This window comes from Streptomyces hamibioticus, from assembly GCF_047946815.1.
GTDB lineage: Bacteria > Actinomycetota > Actinomycetes > Streptomycetales > Streptomycetaceae > Streptomyces.
Map to the genome: position 1 here is coordinate 2,281,503 of NZ_JBKKQY010000001.1, position 18,206 is coordinate 2,299,708.

At 70.8% G+C, this 18,206-nt stretch carries 14 protein-coding genes; 5 read left to right on the forward strand and 9 right to left on the reverse strand.

Annotation, left to right across the window (positions count from 1 at the left end):
* The first annotated feature begins 166 nt into the window (after nucleotides 1-166).
* The 3 genes from pta (at nucleotide 167) to pyk (ending at nucleotide 4,984) form a co-directional block, all read left to right on the forward strand.
* Nucleotides 167-2,275, forward strand: coding sequence for a phosphate acetyltransferase (gene pta / locus ACLGIH_RS10045; protein ID WP_416524884.1), 2,109 nt, complete (start codon nucleotides 167-169; stop codon nucleotides 2,273-2,275).
* Nucleotides 2,272-3,486, forward strand: a complete 1,215-nt coding sequence (locus ACLGIH_RS10050) for an acetate kinase (protein WP_416524885.1) — start codon at nucleotides 2,272-2,274, stop codon at nucleotides 3,484-3,486. The genes pta and ACLGIH_RS10050 overlap by 4 nt, the downstream gene beginning before the upstream one ends.
* Before the next feature lie 73 nt (nucleotides 3,487-3,559).
* A complete protein-coding gene (pyk, locus tag ACLGIH_RS10055) occupies nucleotides 3,560-4,984 on the forward strand; it encodes a pyruvate kinase (RefSeq protein ID WP_416524886.1) in 1,425 nt (474 codons plus the stop codon).
* A gap of 103 nt (nucleotides 4,985-5,087) precedes the next feature.
* Here the strand turns inward: pyk and ACLGIH_RS10060 are convergent, their stop codons facing one another.
* From ACLGIH_RS10060 to ACLGIH_RS10075, 4 genes are all read right to left on the reverse strand, one after another.
* Complete coding sequence (locus ACLGIH_RS10060) at nucleotides 5,088-6,515, reverse strand: hypothetical protein (protein ID WP_416524887.1); 1,428 nt, start codon at nucleotides 6,513-6,515, stop codon at nucleotides 5,088-5,090.
* A complete protein-coding gene (locus ACLGIH_RS10065) occupies nucleotides 6,505-7,098 on the reverse strand; it encodes a DUF6114 domain-containing protein (protein WP_416524888.1) in 594 nt (197 codons plus the stop codon). Before ACLGIH_RS10065 ends, ACLGIH_RS10060 begins: the two co-directional genes overlap by 11 nt.
* Before the next feature lie 117 nt (nucleotides 7,099-7,215).
* Nucleotides 7,216-7,848: a DUF6230 family protein gene (locus ACLGIH_RS10070; RefSeq protein ID WP_416524889.1), complete on the reverse strand. Its 633-nt coding sequence runs from the start codon at nucleotides 7,846-7,848 to the stop codon at nucleotides 7,216-7,218.
* 585 nt (nucleotides 7,849-8,433) lie between these two features.
* A complete protein-coding gene (locus tag ACLGIH_RS10075; RefSeq protein ID WP_416524890.1) occupies nucleotides 8,434-9,408 on the reverse strand; it encodes a tetratricopeptide repeat protein in 975 nt (324 codons plus the stop codon).
* A gap of 249 nt (nucleotides 9,409-9,657) precedes the next feature.
* On the opposite strand from ACLGIH_RS10075, the gene ACLGIH_RS10080 reads away from it, so the two are divergent.
* Complete coding sequence (locus ACLGIH_RS10080; RefSeq protein WP_416524891.1) at nucleotides 9,658-10,293, forward strand: TetR/AcrR family transcriptional regulator; 636 nt, start codon at nucleotides 9,658-9,660, stop codon at nucleotides 10,291-10,293.
* A 142-nt stretch (nucleotides 10,294-10,435) separates the two neighbouring features.
* Here the strand turns inward: ACLGIH_RS10080 and ACLGIH_RS10085 are convergent, their stop codons facing one another.
* From ACLGIH_RS10085 to ACLGIH_RS10095, 3 genes are all read right to left on the reverse strand, one after another.
* On the reverse strand, nucleotides 10,436-12,136 hold the full coding sequence (locus ACLGIH_RS10085; RefSeq protein ID WP_416524892.1) for a coenzyme B12-dependent isobutyryl-CoA mutase large subunit: 1,701 nt from the start codon (nucleotides 12,134-12,136) through the stop codon (nucleotides 10,436-10,438).
* 84 nt (nucleotides 12,137-12,220) lie between these two features.
* Nucleotides 12,221-12,559: a DUF3817 domain-containing protein gene (locus tag ACLGIH_RS10090; RefSeq protein WP_416524893.1), complete on the reverse strand. Its 339-nt coding sequence runs from the start codon at nucleotides 12,557-12,559 to the stop codon at nucleotides 12,221-12,223.
* A gap of 57 nt (nucleotides 12,560-12,616) precedes the next feature.
* Nucleotides 12,617-13,126, reverse strand: coding sequence for a MarR family winged helix-turn-helix transcriptional regulator (locus tag ACLGIH_RS10095; RefSeq protein ID WP_416524894.1), 510 nt, complete (start codon nucleotides 13,124-13,126; stop codon nucleotides 12,617-12,619).
* Between the two features lie 160 nt (nucleotides 13,127-13,286).
* Between ACLGIH_RS10095 and ACLGIH_RS10100 the strand changes: the two genes are divergently transcribed.
* Complete coding sequence (locus ACLGIH_RS10100; protein ID WP_416524895.1) at nucleotides 13,287-14,282, forward strand: glycoside hydrolase family 6 protein; 996 nt, start codon at nucleotides 13,287-13,289, stop codon at nucleotides 14,280-14,282.
* 52 nt (nucleotides 14,283-14,334) lie between these two features.
* Here ACLGIH_RS10100 and glxA read toward each other — a convergent pair whose 3' ends face one another.
* Nucleotides 14,335-16,290: a radical copper oxidase GlxA gene (glxA, locus tag ACLGIH_RS10105; RefSeq protein WP_416524896.1), complete on the reverse strand. Its 1,956-nt coding sequence runs from the start codon at nucleotides 16,288-16,290 to the stop codon at nucleotides 14,335-14,337.
* A gap of 3 nt (nucleotides 16,291-16,293) precedes the next feature.
* Complete coding sequence (locus ACLGIH_RS10110) at nucleotides 16,294-18,138, reverse strand: glycosyltransferase family 2 protein (protein WP_416524897.1); 1,845 nt, start codon at nucleotides 18,136-18,138, stop codon at nucleotides 16,294-16,296.
* Between the last annotated feature and the right edge of the window lie 68 nt (nucleotides 18,139-18,206).

The following is an 18,206-nucleotide window of genomic DNA, read 5'->3' on the forward strand; positions in this document are numbered from 1 at the left end:
CATTGCCGATTCTTCCACGTCCCACCGGGCGATGCCGACAGGGCACTGACGGGCGCCTTATCTATCGCCGGAGGTATTGTCAAGGGGGTTCTGCTCACCTCGGTGGGCGATTTTTATGACGGCGAACCAGACGAACCAGATGAACCAGACGAAACGGAGAGCACGCGTGACGCGCAGCGTGTACGTGACCGGCATCGACCGCGGCGACGGCCGCCAGGTCGTCGAGCTGGGGGTCATGGAACTTTTGACCCGGCAGGTCGACCGGGTCGGCGTCTTCCGTCCCCTGGTCCACGACGGCCCCGACCGCCTGTTCGAGCTGCTGCGGGCCCGCTACCGGCTCGCCCAGGACCCGGCCACCGTGTACGGCATGGACTACCAGGAGGCCTCCGCCCTCCAGGCCGAGCAGGGCACGGACGAGCTGGTGTCCGCGCTGGTCGACCGCTTCCACCTGGTCGCCCGCGACTACGACGTGGTGCTCGTCCTCGGCACCGACTACGCCGGCACCCAGCTGCCGGACGAGCTGTCGTTCAACGCCCGGCTGGCCAACGAGTTCGGGGCGTCCGTGATCCCGGTCGTGGGCGGCCGCAAGCAGCCCGCGGAGGCGGTGCTGGCGGAGACCGTCAACGCCTTCCGCGCCTACGACGGACTGGGCTGCGACGTGCTCGCCATGGTCGCCAACCGGGTGGCCCGCCAGGACCGGGCCCAGATCGCCGAGCGGCTCGACGGCCGGCTGCCGGTGCCGTGCTGGGTACTGCCCGACGAGCCGGCGCTGTCCGCGCCGACCGTCTCCCAGATCGCGCACACCCTCGGCGCCAAGGTGGTCCTCGGCGACGAGTCGGGGCTCGCCCGGGACGCGCTGGACTTCGTCTTCGGCGGCGCCATGCTGCCGAACTTCCTGGCCGCGCTGACCCCCGGCTGCCTGGTCGTGACCCCGGGCGACCGCGCCGACCTGGTCGTCGGCTCGCTGGCCGCGCACAGCGCCGGCACCCCGCCCATAGCCGGTGTGCTGCTCACCCTCGACGAGGTCCCCGGCGACGACATCCTCACCCTCGCCGCCCGCCTCGCCCCCGGCACCCCGGTGCTCTCGGTGTCCGGCAACAGCTTCCCCACCGCCGAGCAGTTGTTCTCCCTGGAGGGCAAGCTCAACGCGGCCACCCCGCGCAAGGCGGAGACCGCGCTCGGCGTGTTCGAGCGGTACGTCGACACCGCCGACCTCAGCCACCGGGTCTCCGCCCCGTCCAGCGACCGCGTCACGCCGATGATGTTCGAGCACACGCTGCTGGAGCAGGCGCGCGCCGACAGGCGCCGGGTGGTGCTGCCGGAGGGCACCGAGGAGCGGGTGCTGCACGCCGCCGAGGTGCTGCTGCGCCGGGGGGTGTGCGACCTGACCCTGCTCGGGCCGGTCGACCAGATCCGCAAGAAGGCCGCCGACCTCGGCATCGACCTCGGCGGCTCGCAGCTGATCGACCCGGCCGTCTCCGAGCTGCGCGACTCCTTCGCCGAGAAGTACGCCGCCCTGCGCGCCCACAAGGGCGTCAGCGTGGAGCTGGCCCACGACGTGGTCTCCGACGTGAACTACTTCGGCACGCTGATGGTCGAGGAGGGCCTGGCCGACGGCATGGTGTCGGGGTCGGTGCACTCCACCGCGGCGACCATCCGCCCGGCCTTCGAGATCATCAAGACCAAGCCGGACGCGGCCATCGTCTCGTCCGTCTTCTTCATGTGCCTGGCCGACAAGGTGCTGGTCTACGGCGACTGCGCGGTCAACCCGGACCCGGACGCCGAACAGCTCGCCGACATCGCGATCCAGTCGGCGGCCACGGCCGCCCGGTTCGGGGTCGACCCGCGGATCGCGATGCTGTCGTACTCCACCGGTACGTCCGGATCGGGCGCGGACGTCGACAAGGTGCGCCGGGCGACGGAGCTGGTCCGCTCACGCCGGCCGGACCTGCGGACGGAGGGCCCAATCCAGTACGACGCCGCCGTCGAGCCGTCGGTCGCCGCCACCAAGCTGCCCGGCTCCGAGGTGGCGGGCCAGGCCACCGTGCTGGTCTTCCCCGACCTCAACACCGGCAACAACACCTACAAGGCCGTGCAGCGCTCGGCCGGCGCGATCGCCGTCGGCCCGGTTCTGCAGGGTCTGCGCAAGCCGGTCAACGACCTGTCCCGGGGCGCCCTGGTCCAGGACATCGTCAACACCGTCGCCATCACGGCGATCCAGGCCCAGCAGGCCCCCGCCCGCCAGTCCCCCACCGAGAAGGCGACCCAGCAGTGAGCCCCACCCGTGTCCTCGTCCTCAACTCCGGCTCCTCGTCGGTGAAGTACCAGCTGCTCGACATGGGCGACGGCAGCCGGCTGGCGATGGGCCTCGTCGAGCGGATCGGCGAGGAGTCCGGCCGGCTGGCGCACACCCCCGTGGGCGGCGAGGCCCGGGAGTGGTCGGGCTCCGTCCCCGACCACGAGGCGGCCCTGAAGGCCGTCGCGGCGGAACTGGCCAAGGACGGCCTCGGCCTGGACTCGCCCGAGCTGGCCGCCATCGGCCACCGCGTCGTGCACGGCGGCAAGCACTTCACCGAGCCGACCGTGATCGACGACGCCGTGCTCGCCGAGATCGAGCGGCTGATCCCGGTCGCCCCGCTGCACAACCCGGCCAACCTCACCGGCATCCGCACCGCCCGGGCGCTGCGCCCGGACCTGCCGCAGGTCGCCGTCTTCGACACCGCCTTCCACACGACGATGCCGGAGTCCGCCGCCCGCTACGCCATCGACGTCGAGACCGCCGACGCCCACCGCATCCGGCGCTACGGCTTCCACGGCACCTCGCACGCCTACGTCTCGCGGGCGACGGCGAAGCTGCTGGGCAAGGCGCCGGAGGAGGTGAACGTCATCGTGCTGCACCTGGGCAACGGGGCGTCCGCCTCGGCCGTGCGCGGCGGCAGGTGCGTGGACACCTCCATGGGGCTGACGCCCTTGGAGGGGCTCGTGATGGGTACGCGCTCCGGGGACATGGACCCGGCCGTCATCTTCCATTTGATGCGCGTCGGTGGAATGTCCGCCGACGAGGTCGACACACTTCTCAACAAGAGGAGCGGTCTGATCGGACTGTGCGGCGACAACGACATGCGGGAGATCCGCCGCCGGATCGACGAGGGTGACGAACGGGCCCGGCTGGCCTTCGACATCTACATTCACCGGCTGAAGAAGTACATCGGCGCCTATTACGCCGTTCTCGGCCGGGTGGACGCGGTGGCCTTCACCGCCGGGGTCGGCGAGAACGCGGCACCGGTGCGGGAAGCCGCCGTGGCGGGCCTGGAGGAGCTGGGCCTGGCGGTGGACGGCGACCTGAACGCCGTACGCGCCGACCGGCCGCGGCTGATCTCGCCGGCGTACGCGCGGGTGGCGGTGGCCGTGGTCCCGACGGACGAGGAAATGGAGATCGCGACACAGACCTACGCGCTGGTAAATGGTTCGGGGAATCTCACCTGAGCGGCATCCCGCCCTTTTGTATTTTCCGCCAGACGGAATATTCCGCAGCGAAACAAACCGATAGGATCGCCCCATGCGCCGTTCGAAAATCGTCTGTACTCTCGGCCCCGCGGTCGACTCCCACGAGCAGCTCGTCGCGCTGATCGAAGCCGGCATGAACGTGGCCCGCTTCAACTTCAGCCACGGCACCCACGACGAGCACCAGGGGCGGTACGACCGCCTGCGGGCCGCCGCCAAGGAGACCGGCAGGGCCATCGGTGTCCTCGCCGACCTCCAGGGCCCGAAGATCCGGCTGGAGACCTTCGCCGAGGGCCCCGTCGAGCTGGTGCGGGGTGACGAGTTCACCATCACCACCGAGGACGTGCCGGGCGACAAGACGATCTGCGGCACGACGTACAAGGGCCTGCCCGGTGACGTCACCAAGGGCGACCAGGTACTCATCAACGACGGCAACGTCGAGTTGAAGGTCACCGAGGTCGACGGCCCGCGGGTGAAGACGATCGTCATCGAGGGCGGCGTCATCTCCGACCACAAGGGCATCAACCTGCCCGGCGCGGCCGTCAACGTCCCGGCCCTGTCCGAGAAGGACGTCGACGACCTCCGCTTCGCCCTCCGCATGGGCTGCGACCTCGTCGCGCTGTCCTTCGTCCGCGACGCCAAGGACGTCCAGGACGTGCACCGCGTCATGGACGAGGAGGGCCGCCGCGTCCCGGTCGTCGCCAAGGTGGAGAAGCCGCAGGCGGTGCTGAACATGGAGGACGTCGTGATGGCGTTCGACGGCGTGATGGTCGCCCGCGGCGACCTGGCCGTCGAGTACCCGCTCGAGCAGGTCCCCATGGTGCAGAAGCGCCTGATCGAGCTGTGCCGGCGCAACGCCAAGCCGGTGATCGTGGCGACCCAGATGATGGAGTCGATGATCACCAACTCCCGCCCGACCCGCGCCGAGGCCTCCGACGTGGCCAACGCGATCCTGGACGGCGCCGACGCGGTGATGCTGTCCGCCGAGTCGAGCGTGGGCGCCTACCCGATCGAGACCGTCAAGACGATGTCGAAGATCGTCCAGGCGGCCGAGCAGGAGCTGCTCTCCAAGGGCCTCCAGCCCCTCGTCCCGGGCAAGAAGCCGCGCACGCAGGGCGGTTCGGTGGCCCGTGCCGCGGCCGAGATCGCCGACTTCCTCGGCGGCAAGGGCCTGGTCGCCTTCACCCAGTCCGGCGACACCGCCCGCCGGCTGTCCCGCTACCGCGCCACGCAGCCGATCCTCGCCTTCACCACCGACGAGTCCACCCGCAACCAGCTGTCGCTCAGCTGGGGCGTGGAGCCGCACGTCGTGCCGTTCGTCAACAGCACCGACGAGATGGTCGACCTGGTGGACCAGGAGATGATCAAGCTCAGCCGCTTCAACGACGGCGACATCGTGGTCATCACCGCCGGCTCGCCCCCCGGCGTCCCCGGCACCACCAACATGGTCCGGGTGCACCACCTCGGCGGTCGCAACTGACGCCTCGGCGGCGGCTCGTGTACGGCGCCGAGGGCGCCCCCTGGCGACAGGGGGCGCCCTCGGCGGTCGTGCGGCTCCCGAACGGGTCCGTGACCGGGGCTGCTCAGTCGGTGATGTACTGCTGCAGCCCGGGCACGTGCAGGTTGCCGCCGAACTGGCCGGCCTGCACGACCTTCACTTTCGTGAAGTAGATCAGCGGGATGTCGAGCGGCGGCGGGTGTTCCGGGTCGAACGTGACCGGTATCAGCCCGAGCAGGTTGCCGGAGATGCTCTCGGTGTACATCACCGTGTCGCCGCCGCGGATCGTGGACGTCGAGCCCTTGGCCGCCTGCACGTGGTAGGTCTTGCCGGACTGGTCGTCCTTCACCGTCTGGTGCAGGTCGCCGATGTCGGTGCCGTCGGATATGACGTACTTCAGCACCTTCTTGGTCGAGCCGTTGGCGGTCCGCACCTCGACGATGCCCTCGTAGGAGGCGCCCTTCAGCAGCAGCGAGCTGGCGTTGAGGTACCAGGGGTCGTCGGGCAGCGGGACGGTGTTGTCGACCCCGCCCTCGGCGTCGGTGGCGACCGGGCAGTCCTCCAGGTCGGTGCCGGCGCTCGCGGAAGGGGTGGGGCCGGGGCTCGCCGACGCGGTGGCGTCACCGGCCTGCTCCGCGGCCTCGCCGGCCGCCTCCCCTACCTCGTCCGCCGCGTCCGCCACGTCCTCCGCGGCTTCCCCGGCGTCCCCGGTGGCCCGGTCCGCGGTGTCGCCGGCCTTCCCGGCCGCCTCGGACGCGGCACCGGCCGCGCCCTCCACCGGGTCGGACGCCTTGTCGCCGGCGCTCTCCGGGGCGCCTTCCGCGTCGCTCTCCGAGGCGGACGGGGTCGGCGTGGGGTTCGGGCTCTCCTCGGCCTTCCCGCCGCCGGTGAAGATGTCCTCGATGGCGCCGCCGATCTCCTCCAGCACATTGCCGCGGCTCTCGGACGGCGACGGGGCGGGGGACGGGGACGCAGTGTCCCCGCCGGACGCGGAGGGGGACGGGGCGGGTCCGGCCTTGTCGTCGGAACCTGAATCCGGCGAAGAGGACGTACCCGTGTCCGTGCCCTGCTCCTGCTCCTGCTCCTGCTCCTGCTCCGGTTTCCCGGCGGACGGTCCGGGGCCCGGCCCGGCCTCGTCGGCGTCCTTCCCGGCCCCGCTCTCGCTCACCGAGGGCGAGGGGGTGGGAGCCGGGGACGCGGACGAGTCGTCCTCGCCCTCGCCCTTGTCCTCCTTGCCCTCGTCCTCCAGCGCCGCCACGCAGTCCTTGTACTCGTCGGCCGTCAGGCTGTTCGACGTCGGCTTCGCCGCGTCGTTGCCGTCGGCGACGGCGAGCGTCGGCGTGAATCCCATTCCCATGAGAACCGCCGTCGGCATCGCCGCCAGGGCTATCGCCTTCCCGGCCGGCATGTGAAACCTGGTGAACAACGGCTTCTTGGGTGCCGCGTGGCGCGGCCCGGTTCTCACACGGGACGACTCCACGTCAGCCCCGTGGGTCACCTCGTCAGCCGGCACTGTGCCTCCCGTTCGCCCCGTTGGCCGGGCTCGTTCCTGACAGATCGTTGGACTCGCCCACCCCGTCGCGCGGCTCGGGGACCGGGGCGTCGTGCTCCTTGGCGTCCGCAGCCGTGGTGTCCGGGAGCGCGCCCTGCGGGGCGCCGCCCGCTCCCGTGGTGCCGTCCGCCACCGGCTGTCCGCCCGGCGACTCGCCCGGAGCCCAGGACACGGCCATCGCGCCGCCGATGAGCGCGAGCAGGAAGCCGATGAGGAAGCCGCCGAGGTTGGACACGGGGATGGACACCAGCGCCAGCAGGATCGCGGCGACACCCGCGAACACGCGGACGTGCTTCTGGAACCAGAGACTGACACCCAGGACGACCAGCAGTACGCCGATGATCAGGGACCCGGCGCCCGCAGTGGTGGCCATCGCCAACGTCAGGTGACCGAGCCGCAGGTTCGCGTACGGGAAGTAGGCAATGGGGAGTCCGCCGAGCATGACGAACAGGCCGGCCCAGAACGGCCGGTCGCCCCGCCAGGCGCGGAACTGCTGCCTCCGGAGGGTGAACTGGCCTGAGGCGGCAGGAGTCTCGGCGCTCATGGAAAACAGCTCCCTGGTACGGCGTTGCTGTGGTGGTGATGTGGGCCGCGTGTGAAGGCGCGGCCGGAGAGTGGACGGGCGGGGGCGCCACCGGCTCCCCCGCCCATCAGAGAGTGCTTAGTAGCACTCCTTGACGCCCTTGTTCAGCGTCATCTTCAGACCGCTGAGCTTGAACGTTCCGGCGGTGGTCGCCCACGCCGTCTGCTTCACGTCGGTCAGCACGACCGAGTCGGCCTGCTGCGCGAACCCGAAGGGATTCGTCGTGTCGCCCTTCTGGATGCCCGGACCCTTGACGGCGTCCTTCGCGGCAACACCGATGTCGATGTTGTTGAACGTGGCATCGGCCTCGAGCTGGGCGACGTCGATGTACAGGTTCTTGGCCTCGACCGGGGTGCTGCCCCCGCCCGCCTTCAGCATCAGGCTGACCGTGCCGACGACCGGGATGTCCGGGGTGACCACGGACTGGCACAGGTTCTTGATCGTCGCGGACTTGAACGCCGAGACGGCGACGGGGTGAGCCGTCTTCTTGCCGTCCATGGTGTAGCCCTCGTCGACCGCGCCGTACTGGACGAAGCCCTGGCCATTGAGCTGCGAGGTCGTGACCTTGAACGACTGTCCCGACACACTGAACGACGCGGCGAGCGCACCCTGGGCCAGGGCCACGCCTATCGCCGCCGTGGCGGCCACGCTGGGCACCATGACCACGGCGAACCGCTTCCATCTGGTCCCGCCACGCACCTGGGACTCCATATTTCCTCCTTCTCGGACGTACATCTCCTGGCGCCGGCGCTGCCTCAAGTCGACGGCTCGGCCGGGCAGGGATGGGAGAAGTGCTACGTCCTCGGGAAGGAGAGCGCCCGCACTCGGCGGCGCGCACAGCGCGCCCGAATCACCGGCGATCACCCCCGAGCGACAACCACTGGTCGCGCCTGACACGCATCACGCACAACCTTGCTGGACAGGCTTCGCCGGTCGGGCGAAGACCCCCCTGCCCAAGAGCCGGCGTCACAGCCGCCGACCCTGCTCGGTGGGGACCCAGGAACTCCCACGACCCGATTGGCTTTCGGGGTGCGGGAATGGACCGAGCGTCGCCGATCGTGGTGCATTCTCGCCGCCCGCACAAGGGGGTTCGTTACTCACTAGTAACGGCCGGATGACCAGGCCACGACCGAGAGGTCCCGGCCGGGCACGCTGGGTGTCACGCGGGTACGGGACAAAACTATTGATCGCTGGACAGAAACCGACACATCATCGGCATGGACTTACTGGCAGTAACAGCGGCCGCGATTGCCAAGATTTGGCAAAGCGCGGCCGCATGCGTCCCTCTGGCCCCGGTCAGAACAGGGCGCGCGCCAGTGCCCGGCGGGCCGCGACCACCCGCGGATCGTCGGCACCGACGACCTCGAACAGCTCCAGCAGTCGCACCCGTACGGCGTCCCGGTCGTCGCCCGCCGTGCGCCGGACGGTGTCGATGAGCCGCCCGAAGGCGTCGTCGACATGGCCGCCCACCAGGTCCAGGTCGGCGGCGGCGATCTGCGCCTGCGCGTCGGCCGGCTTGTCGGCGGCCTCCTTGCGCACCCGCTGGGGGTCCGCGCCCTGCACCCGCTGGAGCAACTCGGCCTGGGCGAGGCCGAGTTTGGCCTCGGTGTTGCCCGGGTCGTCGCTCAGCACGTTCTTGTACGCCTGCACGGCACCGGCCAGGTCGCCGGCGTCCAGGGCCTGCACGGCGGCCTCCAGCGCCGCGTCGTGCGGGCCGGCCGGACGGGCGGGGGCCTCCTGGGCGGCGCCCGGATCGGCCTCGGGGTCGACCGTCAGGCCGGTCAGGCCGAAGCGCTGCTCGGCGACCTGCACCAGCTGGTCCAGGGTCTGCCGGATCTGCTCCTCGCCGGCGGCCCCCTGGAAGAGCGGCAGGGCCTGTCCGGCCACCACCGCGAAGACGGCCGGGATGCCCTGGATCCCGAACTGCTGCATCAGCATCTGGTTGGCGTCGACGTCGATCTTGGCGAGGAGGAAGCGCCCGCTGTACTCGACGGCGAGCCGCTCCAGAACAGGGCTCAACTGCTTGCAGGGCTGGCACCACTCGGCCCAGAAGTCGATGACGACCGGGACCTCGGTGGACCGCTGCAGGACCTCGTGCTCGAACCCGGCCTCGTCGACGTCGATGACGAGATCGGCCGGGGAGACGGCACCCGTCCCGCCCGTCCGGGCCGCTTCGGCGCGCGCCTGCTCCGCCTTCGCCTTGGCCTCCTGGGCCGCCTTCACCGCGGCGAGGTCGACGACTCCGCTCATGGACATGTTCCGTGGCTGCATGCGTCTATCCTCCCCCGTCAGGCGCGTGTCTGTGAAAAGCGGTGCGAAAGGCCGCCCTGATGTGTGCCGTTCGGCGCCGGGTCCCCACCCCACGCCCTGTGGTCGTCGCCCTGGCACGCCCATGCCCGCGCTTTCGCTACGAGTCGTAGCGTAATGGCACGGCGGGCTCCCGGCGCCCCGCCGCCGAGTGATCTCCCTCACGGCCTCGGACCGACCGGCGGTTTCGGAACCGCCGGTTATGGTCGGGGAATGCAGAGCCGCACCACCGTCAGCCGCGCAGGTCGCACCGGGCGTCCGCGCAGCGCCGCGGCCGACGCCGCGATCCTGGCCGCGACCCGGGCGGCCCTGGTCGAGCTGGGCTGGTCGAAGCTCACCCTGTCAGACGTCGCGATGCGGGCCGGGGTTGCCAAGACGACCCTCTACCGCCGCTGGGCGGGCAAGAACCAGCTGGTGGTCGACGCGGTGGCGGAACTCTTCGACGAACTGGAACTCCCCGACACCGGCTCCCTCGCCGCCGACATCGAGGGCGTGGTCCTGCAGTTCGCGGCGATCCTGGCCCGACCGGAGGCCAAGAGCGGCCTGATGGCGGTCGTGGCGGAGTCGACCCGTGACGACGCCCTGCGCGAGCGCATCCGCGAGTCGATCGTGGAACGCCAGAAGCGGCTGGTCGTCCAGGGTCGCGCACGTGCCCAGGCCCGCGGCGAGCTGCCCGCCGAGAGCGACGCCGCCGAGGCCGCCCGCACGGCGGACCTCGTCTTCGACGTGGTGGCGGGTGCGGTGGTGCACCGCACGCTGGTCAGCGCGGAGCCCGCGGACGAGGAGTGGGTCCGCGGCTTCACCCGGGTCCTCCTGACGGGGCTGGGGGGAGCCGGGCAGGACCGCTAGCCGGGGGTTCGCGCAGCGGTCGGGGCGGGCGGCGGGGTGCGGGTGCGTTGCCGGGTGCGTTGCCGGGTACGGGGGCTGCCCGGCCGGGCGCGGGCGCCGGCAGGTGGCGGCCGCCTGCCCGCGCCCGGCCCCGGGATGGTGGTCAGAAGCCGGCCGGCTCCGTGTACACCCCCCACTCGTCGCGCAGCGCGTCGCAGATCTCGCCGAGGGTCGCCTCCGCCCGTACGGCGTTCAGCATCGGCTCGATCATGTTGGACCCGTCCCGCGCGGCGGCGACCATGGCGGTGACGGCGGTGCGGACCGCCGCGTCGTCGCGGGCGGCCTTGCGCTCCCGCAGGACCCGTACCTGCTCGCGCTCCACCTCGTGGCTGACCCGCAGGATCTCCAGGTCACCGGTGACCGAGCCGGTGTGGGCGTTGACGCCGACGACCTTCTTGTCGCCCTTCTCCAGCGCCTGCTGGTAGCGGAACGCCGACTCGGCGATCTCGCCGGTGAACCAGCCGTCCTCGATACCGCGCAGGATGCCCGAGGTCATCGGCCCGATCGGATGCCGCGCGTCGGGGTGGGCCCGCAGGCCCCGCTCCTTGATCTGCGCGAAGATCTTCTCCGCGTCGGCCTCGATCCGGTCCGTGAGCTGCTCGACGAACCAGGAACCGCCCAGCGGGTCCGCGACGTTGGCGACGCCGGTCTCCTCCATCAGCACCTGCTGGGTGCGCAGGGCGATCTCGGCCGCCTGCTCGCTCGGCAGGGCGAGCGTCTCGTCCAGGGCGTTGGTGTGCAGGGAGTTGGTCCCGCCGAGGACCGCCGCCAGCGCCTCCACGGCCGTGCGCACCACGTTGTTGTACGGCTGCTGCGCGGTCAGCGAGACACCGGCGGTCTGGGTGTGGAACCGCAGCCACTGGGCCTTCTCGCTCTTCGCCCCGTACACGTCCCGCATCCAGCGGGCCCAGATGCGGCGGGCCGCGCGGAACTTGGCGATCTCCTCGAAGAAGTCGAGGTGCGCGTCGAAGAAGAAGGACAGGCCGGGGGCGAACACGTCCACGTCGAGCCCGCGGCTGAGCCCCAGCTCCACGTACCCGAAGCCGTCCGCCAGCGTGTACGCCAGCTCCTGCGCGGCCGTAGCGCCCGCCTCGCGGATGTGGTAGCCGGAGACCGACAGCGGCTTGTACGCGGGGATGCCCGCCGCGCAGTACTCCATCAGGTCGCCGATCAGGCGCAGGTGCGGCTCGGGCTGGAAGAGCCACTCCTTCTGCGCGATGTACTCCTTGAAGATGTCGGTCTGGAGCGTGCCGTTGAGCACGGAGTGCTCGACTCCCTGCCGCTCGGCCGCCACCAGGTACATGCAGAACACGGGCACGGCGGGCCCGCTGATCGTCATCGACGTCGTGACCTCACCGAGCGGGATGTCCCGGAACAGGACCTCCATGTCGGCCGCCGAGTCGATCGCCACCCCGCAGTGCCCGACCTCGCCCAGTGAGCGCGGGTCGTCGGAGTCGCGGCCCATCAGCGTCGGCATGTCGAAGGCGACCGAGAGCCCGCCTCCGCCGTTGCGGAGGATCATCTTGTAGCGCTCGTTGGTCTGCTCGGCGTTCCCGAACCCGGCGAACTGCCGGATGGTCCACGTGCGCCCTCGGTAGCCGGTCGGATGCAGCCCGCGGGTGAAGGGGTACTCACCCGGCCAGCCGATCCGCTCGAAGCCCTCGTAGGTGTCCCCGGGCCGGGGCCCGTACACCGGCTCCACGGGATCACCGGAGAGCGTGGTGAAGTCAGCGTCGCGCTTGCGGGCGGCGTCGTACCGGGCCTGCCAGCGGCGGCGGCCCTCGTCTATGGCGTCAGCGTCCATACCCTCGAATTTACTAGGACGTCCAAGTAAATGTCGATGGCAGACCGCCGTACGGGTGTCCGCACGGCGGTGACGACCGGGGCGTCAGGCCTTGGCGACCGCGGGCGCGCCGCCCTCGACCTGGCCCTCCAGCTCACGGCTGATCCTGCGCTCCACGAAGAACGCGGCCGTCGGGACGGTGCCGGCCAGCAGGACCCAGAGCTGCTTCTTGACCGGCCACTTCGCCTTGGAGCCGAGGTCGAAGGCGAAGATCAGGTACACGACGTACAGCCAGCCGTGCGCGATGCTGACCACCTGGGTGAAGTCGGCCGCGCCGCCCATCTCCAAGCCGTACTTGCCGATCATGCCGAAGGTCAGCGCGACGAGCAGCACACCGGTGACGTAGGCCATGACCCGATAGCGGGTCAGCACGCTCTTCTTCATGCCGTCGAGCGTAACCGGCCGTCCCGGGAGATCTTGGGCCGGGTCAGGTGCCCGGCGTCACCCCTCCTCGAAGTCCCCGGCGGCCAGGCGGAGCGGCCGGAGGATCGCGAAGATCTCACCGCACTCCTCGGCGTCGTAGGCGCTGAGGCCGAAGTCCATCGCCATCAGGTCGCGGGTGGCCGCCTCGACCACCTCCCGGCCCTTGTCGGTGATGCTGGCGAGGGTGCCCCGCCCGTCGTTGGGGTTGGGCCGCTTGTCCACCAGGCCCGACCTCACCAGCCGGTCGACGGTGTTCGTCACCGAGGTCGGATGCACCATGAGCCGCTCGCCGATCTTGGACATCGGCAGTTCGCCCGACTTGGAGAAGGTGAGCAGCACCAGCGCCTCGTACCGCGCGAACGTCAGCCCGTACGGCTTGACCACCGCGTCGACCTCGGCCAGCAGGATCTGGTGCGCCCGCATGATCGAGGTGATCGCGGCCATGGAGGGCACGCTGCCCCAGCGCTGCTTCCACAGTTCGTCGGCACGGGCGATGGGATCGAAGGTGAGACTGAGGGGCTTCGGCACGCCACCAGACCTTACCGGCCGGTCACATGCCGGTCAGCCCTGTCTCGCCTTTCGGGCCGCCGGACCACCCGGGGCGTCGAAATGCCGGGCGTCGGACCCACCCTGTGTCACGATCTGTGATGGATCATCACTGACAGTCATCTCTGCCCCAGGGAGCAGCATGTCCCGGCCGATCCACACCCTCGCCGCCCTCGCGGCCCTCGGCCTCACCGCGGGCTGTTCGTCCGCCCCCGGCGTCGACGAGGCATCCGTCGCCGGCCGCGCGGCGAAGACGGGCTCCGCGGCCTCCTCCCCCTTCTGGGTCGATCCGGAGAGCCCCGCCGTCCGGCAGATCGAGCAGTGGCGGCGCGAGGGCCGCACGCAGGACGCCGAGCTGCTGAAGCGCATCGCCGACCGGCCCGCCGCGCTCTGGCCTGCCGGCGAGATCGATCCCGCGCCACTGGTGCGGCGGGCGACCCGCGGCGCGACCGCCGAGGGCAGGACGGCGTTGCTGGTCGCCTACAACATCCCGCACCGGGACTGCGGCCAGCACTCGGCCGGCGGGGCGGCCGGACCGGACGCCTACCGGCAGTGGATCGACCGGTTCGCCGACGCGATCGGCGACGCCAGGGCCCTGGTGGTGCTGGAACCCGACGCGGTCGCGCACATCGTGGACGGCTGCACACCCGGCGGGCTGCACGCCGAGCGCGAGCGGCTGCTCGGCGACGCGATCGCGCGGCTGAAACGGCAGCCGAACACCAAGGTCTACCTGGACGCGGGCAACCCGAGCTGGATCAAGGAGCCCGGGAAGCTGGTCGAGCCGCTGCGGCGAGCGGGAGTGGCGGACGCCGACGGCTTCGCCCTCAACGTCTCCAACTTCCAGACCGACGAGGACACCACCGCGTACGGCAAGCGGCTGTCCGAGGAGCTGGGCGGCAAGCACTTCGTCATCGACACCAGCCGCAACGGCAACGGCCCGCTGCCCGGCGTCTGGTGCAACCCGCCCGGCCGGGCGCTGGGCGTCCCGCCGACCACCGACACCGGCGAGGAGGTCGTCGACGCCTACGTGTGGGCCAAGCGGCCCGGGGAGTCGGACGGCACCTGCGAGGGCGGCCCGGACGCCGGCCGGTGGTGGCCGGAGTACGCCCTGGAACTGGCGCGCAACTCCAAGGCCTAGGGGCCGGCCCCTTGGCCGGCCCTGTGCCCGCGCCTGCCGCTGTCTCCGTCGCTCAGGTGACGTGAATCCACTTCGCCTTCGACGGAGTGCCCTGGGCGTCCGTGACGAACAGCATGTACCAGCCCGGCGGGACCAGGGTGGGGTCGTCCGGTACCTCGAAGGTCACCGTGTCGCCCTGCTTGGTGACGCCCAGCTCGATGGAGCGCTGCTCGACGTCGGTGGTGTGCGTGACCGCGCTGGGCCGCATCAGGCGGGCCTCGACGACCCGGTCGGGGTGCGCGGTGCGGAAGGTCACCCGGTGGTCCTCGCCCAGGGTCCGCTTGCCGCCCTCGAGGACGGGCCGGTTCGCCGCGCCGCGGTGCAGGGACGGCGGGGTGAAGACCTCCATGCGCTGCTCGAAGTGGCCGAGCTTGGTGTTCTGCTGGTCGTCGAAGAGCGGGTCGGAGCCGAACGTGGCGACCCGTCCGTCGGGCAGCAGCAGCGCCTCGGAGTGGTAGTTGCGGCCCACGGTGGGCGCGGCGGCCTCGCGGAAGGCGTTCGTCCTCGGGTCGTAGAACTGCGCCTTGAGGATGTTGCTGGCGCTGCGGCCGCGGTAGTCCTTCGAGCCGTTGGAGGTGAAGACCGTGTCGTCGGGCATGATCACGCTGTTCAGGTAGCGCGTGCCCTGCGGCAGGTCCGGGCCGTCCTCGAAGGCGGGGGCGGCCTTCTTCAGGTCCACGACGGCGGTGCGCGCGGTCGACTTGCGCGACTCGCCGACGCCCCCGCCGCCGAGCACCATGACCCGCTGGTCCTGGGCGGGGGGCAGCAGGAGCGAGGCGGAGGTCTCGAGCTGGTCCAGGTCCTTCAGCCCGGGCACCTCCTGGAAGGTGTTCGTCTTCGGGTCCCACAGCCCGGGGACGCGCCCCTTGTCGGCCGGGCCGTAGCCGGCGTTGGAGCCGGAGTAGAAGAGCTTGCCGCCCTTGGTCAGGAACAGGGCGGGGTACGTCGGGAAGTACCGCTTCGGTCCCGGTGACCACTTCCTGGTCCTCGGGTCGTAGATCTCGTTGTCGCCGGGGTCGATCATGCCGACGTCGTCCAGCCCGGAGGCGGCGAGGATCCGCCCGTCCTCGAGACCGACGAGGGTCGGGTACCAGCGGGCCTTGTCCATCGGGTCGACCGGGACGTACTTCTCGGCGACCGGATCGAACTCGTAGGCGGCGCGGATGCCCTGGAAGTCCTGCTTCTCCAGGGTGATCTTCTCCGACAGGCCGTAGGTGTTGTCCGCGTCCTCGCCCTCGAGGCCGACGACCTCGTACTGCGCCTGGGTGTCGGTGACCGCCAGCGGGCCCTTCTCGGCCGCCTCGACGAAGACCCGCACCTCGCTGGCGGTGACCTTGGTCTTCCAGGGCTGCACCACGCCGCGGGCGTCGCGCGTGATCTCGAAGGAGCGCTCGGCCCTGGGCAGGGTGACGTCGAACTTCGACACGTACTCGACGCCGGCCGGCGAGCGGAAACGGGTGCCCTTCGGCAGGAAGACCTCTTTGTCCGGGCTCTCGTTCTTCACGCGCATACCGCCGCCGGCCCGTTCCACCTCGCCGTCGAGGAGTTCGTAGCGGGCGGTGCCGCCGGCCACCAGCAGGCGGCCGTCGGGCAGCTGGGCGTGGCCGGAGCAGAAGAAGTCCTCCGGGGTGGGGACCTTCTTGAAGGTGTTCTTCTCCGGGTCCCACAGGACGGTGTCGAACGAGCCCTCGTCGAACTTCTTCTGCTCGTTGCCGGAGCCCGCGACGATCAGCACCTTGCCGGTGTGCAGCAGGGCCGCGTGGATGGCGTTGGTGCGGTACTCCTCGGGGATGCCGACCTGGCTCCAGGAGCCGTACTCCGCCTTGTAGGCGGGGCGGGAGATCTTGTACGCGTGGTACTTCTCGCCGGCGAAGTCCAGCGCGGCGGGGGCGTTGAGGCCGGCCAGGACGGCGATGCCGCCGATGCCCAGGATGGTCTTCCTGGTCTTCTGCGAGGGCTGGAGCGCCATGGCCTAGTTGCCTCCTGTCGTGGAGCCGGTGACGGACGACGTGGCTCCGGTGGTCGCGAAGGCCGGCTCGGGGGGCGGGGCGGGGGCGGGGGCGGGAGCCTGGCCGGGGGTGGGAGCGGGTGCGGGGCCGGCGTCCTCGGCGGGCCGCGGGGCGGGGGCCGGCCGTCGGGCCCGGGCTTTCTGCCAGCGGGTGACGGCCCAGACGCCGACCGGGGCGAGGGAGACCGCGGTGGCGAGGAACGCCCAGGTGCGCATGGCGACATGGGTGTGGTCGAGGAGGACCGAGGCGGTCAGGGAGGTGATGAGGAGAGCCGCCCAGGACAGGTGGATGCGGAAGGTCAGGAGCCGGTCGGGGCTGGCGTCACCGCCCTTGGGTGTCACGACGAAGCGGCTGGGGCGGCGGAGCAGTGCCTCGGTGAGGGACTTGAGGTAGATCGGGGCGGACAGGGCCGACATCGCCATGCCGGCCAGGCCGCCGGAGCCCTGGGGTTCGTGCGGGGAGACGTTGTGGCGGCGGTTCCAGAGGTAGAGGCCGATCTGGAGGGCGGCGGCATCGCTGTACAGCATCAGCCAGACGGAGGCCGCGACCTCGGTGCCGGAGGCGCCGAACCACAGGAAGAGGGAGCAGCTGAGGAACCCGAGGAACCAGTTGACGGCGGTCATCGGGTAGTAGACGAGCATCAGGGTGTACGACAGCAGGCGGCCCGGGGGCATGCGCCAGGGCGCCCTCCAGTACTGCTTGATGAGGGTCTCGTAGGTGCCGCGGGACCAGCGCATCTGCTGGGTGAAGAAGTCGGTCCAGGAGGCGGGGCCCTCGCCGACGGCGAGCACGTCCGGGGTGTAGACGGACTGCCAGTGGTGCCCGGTCTCGGGATTGCGGTGGCGGTGGATCTCGAAGCCGGTGGCCATGTCCTCGGTGATGGAGTCGTACAGGCCGCCGACCTGGAGGACGGCGTCGATGCGGACGACGTTGTTGGTGCCGACGAACATGGGGGCGCGGTAGCGGTTGCCGGCGCGCTGGATGAGGGCGTGGAAGAGGAACTGCTGGGACTCGGCGGCCTTGGTGACGGGGTTGTGGTAGTTGCCGTAGACCTGGGGGCCGACGACGAAGGCGACGTCCGGGTCGCGGAAGTAACCGAGCATCCGCTCCAGGAAGTTGGGGAGCGGCACGTGGTCGGTGTCGACGGAGGCGAAGAAGTCGTAGTCGCCGCCGTGCATGGCGATCCAGGCGTTGTAGTTGCCGTGCTTGGTGCGGGCCTTGTGGACGCCGGTCTTCTCGTTCCACTCCGGCACGCCGCGGCGGGTGAAGTGACGCACGCCCAGCTCGGCGCAGAGCGCCTTGGCCTCGGCGTCGTCGCCCTCGTCGAGGAGCCAGACGTCGAGGGTGCCGTTGTGGGTGATGCGCACGGCGCCCTCGAGGGTGGCGCGGACCATGGAGAGGGGTTCCTTGCCCGGGACGTACGTCGTGAGGAACGCGACGCGGGTGCCGGGTTCGGGGACGACGGGGACGGGGTCGCGGGCGACCATCGTGGCGTGGGCGACGGAGGCGACGTTGACGACCATGAACAGCTCGATCAGGCCGATCGATACGAGCATGGTGGTGTCGAGGGCGGTCAGCCAGCGGTCGGCGCCCTCGCGTTCGACCCAGTGGCCGGGCCAGACGAGGTAGACCAGCAGGGCACCGGTGAGCAGCGGCGCGAGGGCCATGAGGAGGAGGGCTTTTATTCGGTTCGGCTGGCGGGAGAGCAGCGAGCTGTAGTGCACCCGGTAGGCGTCGCCGACCGGCTCCGTGAGCGGCCCGGCAAGTCGGCTGTGGGTCTCGTAGTCGTAGCCCTCCGGCTGCCGCACAGCGTCCTCCAGTGAGTGGGGGTGATCTGGAGTGATCTACTACCCATACACAAAGGGACATTTGGGGA